This is a genomic window from Ruegeria sp. AD9, from assembly GCF_056542305.1.
The window spans coordinates 1-2873 of sequence record NZ_JBQFZP010000050.1; the positions used below are offsets into that span (position 1 = coordinate 1).

Below are 2873 nucleotides of genomic sequence, written 5' to 3' on the forward strand. Positions count from 1 at the left end.
CAAATACTTGAAGTTTGGAATTGGCCCTGCCGCTCACGGGTGGGGAATTTTCAATTGCCACTTTCGGGGAGAATACGTCTGCCACTAACAAACGATCCGGAACAACACAAAATATTGGGGGATGGCGTGACAATCCCTACCAGAAAACGTATAAGTTACCAAAATAATATAGGTACTGACTGAATGTCCGAAGACGCACAGGCCCCCCAAGAATACGGCGCAGATTCTATCAAGGTTCTCAAAGGCTTGGAGGCAGTTCGCAAACGCCCCGGCATGTATATCGGGGACACGGATGATGGCTCGGGTCTGCACCATATGGTGTATGAAGTTGTCGACAACGGGATTGACGAGGCTTTGGCGGGTCATGCCGACCATGTGACGGTGAAAATTCACGCCGATTCCAGTGTTTCGGTCAGCGACAATGGACGCGGTATTCCGGTGGACATCCACCCGGAAGAAGGCGTGTCGGCGGCCGAGGTCATCATGACCCAGCTGCACGCCGGTGGGAAATTCGACAGCAACTCGTACAAGGTGTCGGGCGGCCTGCACGGTGTGGGTGTTTCCGTGGTGAACGCGCTTTCGGATTGGCTGGAACTGCGCGTCTGGCGCAATGGCAAAGAGCACATCGCGCGATTTGAAGGTGGCGAAACCGTTGAGCACCTGAAGGTTGTTGGCGAATGCGGGGACCGGACAGGAACAGAGGTGCGGTTTCTGGCTTCGACCGACACATTCTCGAACCTTGAATACTCATTCGAGACATTAGAAAAACGCCTGCGCGAACTGGCTTTCCTGAATTCGGGCGTTCGGATCATCCTGATTGACGAGCGTCCGGCGGAACGGCTGGAAACCGAGCTGTTCTATGAAGGTGGGGTCAAGGAGTTCGTCAAGTACCTCGACCGGTCCAAAACCCCTGCCATGTCCGAGCCGATCTATATCAAGGGCGAGCGCGACGATATCGGTGTGGAAATCGCAATGTGGTGGAATGACAGCTATCACGAGTCTGTACTGCCCTTTACCAACAATATTCCTCAGCGCGATGGCGGTTCCCATGTGGCGGGTTTCCGTGGTGCCCTAACCCGGACGATCAACAACTACGCGCAGTCCAGCGGGATCGCGAAAAAGGAAAAGGTCAGCTTTACCGGTGATGACGCGCGCGAAGGTCTGACCTGTGTGCTGTCGGTCAAAGTGCCTGATCCGAAATTCTCGTCGCAAACCAAAGACAAGCTGGTCAGTTCCGAGGTTCGCCCAGCGGTCGAGGGTCTGATGAACGAAAAACTTGCCGAGTGGTTCGAAGAAAACCCGACCGAGGCCAAGGCGATCGTCGGCAAGATCATCGAAGCTGCACTGGCGCGCGAGGCCGCGCGCAAGGCGCGTGAACTGACCCGCCGCAAAACGGCAATGGATGTGAACTATCTGGCGGGGAAGCTGAAGGATTGTTCCGAAAAAGACCCGTCCAAAACCGAAGTCTTCCTTGTCGAGGGTGATTCAGCCGGAGGGTCGGCGCAAACGGGCCGTGACCGGCTGACACAAGCGGTTCTGCCTCTGCGCGGTAAGATCCTGAACGTGGAACGCGCGCGGTTTGACAGGATGTTGTCCTCGCAAGAGATCGGTAATCTTGTCATGGCTCTGGGCACGGGTATCGGCCGTGATGAGTTCAATATTGAAAAGTTGCGTTACCACAAGATTGTCATCATGACCGATGCGGATGTGGACGGTGCGCACATCCGGACTCTGCTGCTGACGTTCTTCTACCGGCAAATGCCTGAGCTGATCGAAGGTGGGTATCTCTATATTGCGCAGCCGCCGCTTTATAAGGTTTCGCGAGGTAAATCAGAGGTTTATCTGAAAGATCAGGCGGCTCTGGACGATTATCTGGTCAACCAGGGGATCGAGGGCGCCGTGCTGAAACTGGGTTCGGGTGAAGAGATCACCGGGCAGGACCTGGCCCGAGTGGTGGACGAAGCGCGCCAGTTGAAACGCGTTCTGGACGCCTTCCCGACGCACTACCCGCGCCACATTCTGGAACAGGCCGCCGTTGCAGGTGCCTTTGTGCCGGGTGCGGTGGACGCAGACCTGCAAGGGGTGGCTGACAAGGTTGCCGCCCGTCTGGACCTGATCGCGCTGGAGTATGAGCGTGGCTGGCAGGGCCGGATCACACAGGATCACGGAATTCGGCTGGCCCGCATTCTGCGTGGTGTCGAAGAGGTTCGCACCTTGGACGGCCCGATGTTGCGGTCGGGAGAAGCGCGCAAAACAGGCAACTTCACGCAAAGCCTGCAAGAGGTCTACAACACTTCGGCCACGTTGATCCGCCGTGATCGTAGCCAATTGATCCACGGTCCGCTGGACCTGTTGCGCGCCATTCTGGAAGAAGGGGAAAAGGGCCTGTCCTTGCAGCGCTACAAAGGTCTGGGAGAGATGAACCCCGGCCAGCTTTGGGAAACGACTTTGGACCCGGATGCACGCACGCTGCTGCAAGTGCGCGTTGACGATATGGTGGAAGCTGACGATCTGTTCACCAAGCTAATGGGTGATGTTGTCGAACCTCGTCGAGAATTTATCCAGAAAAACGCACTGAGCGTCGAGAATCTGGATTTCTGACGGTTGTAGGTGCGCCCATAGCTTTGCATTTCGCCCAAAGAATTGCATTTTTGGCCCAAAACTTTGGGCGCATTAACCTTCAACTTTCTTGGTTCGAGGCTCCATATCTTCGGGTCTCATTCTTTGCTTGTTTCGCGCCATCGCCGTATTGCCGGGGAAGGTTTTCGGATGGCCGCTTCCAGCCGATATTGTTGAAAAACAACGTGTTGCTGGCGCAGAGAGAGGCGTACCGAACTGAGCGCGAGTGCCTTTCTTGTCAGGCTTTGCTCGTT

1 protein-coding gene is annotated in these 2873 nt (G+C 55.9%); it reads left to right on the forward strand.

All coding sequences use genetic code 11. The features are described from left to right. Window positions 1-183 precede the first annotated feature (183 nt). The gene (gene gyrB, locus ACR0AM_RS21505; protein ID WP_480474814.1) at window positions 184-2601 is read left to right on the forward strand and encodes a DNA topoisomerase (ATP-hydrolyzing) subunit B; all 2418 of its coding nucleotides are present in this window, start codon (window positions 184-186) and stop codon (window positions 2599-2601) included. Window positions 2602-2873 lie beyond the last annotated feature (272 nt).

Bases quoted from the DNA above. Each gene is read 5' to 3' on its own strand.
- gyrB (WP_480474814.1), top strand. From the start codon at position 184: ATGTCCGAAGACGCACAGGCCCCCCAAGAATACGGCGCAGATTCTATC.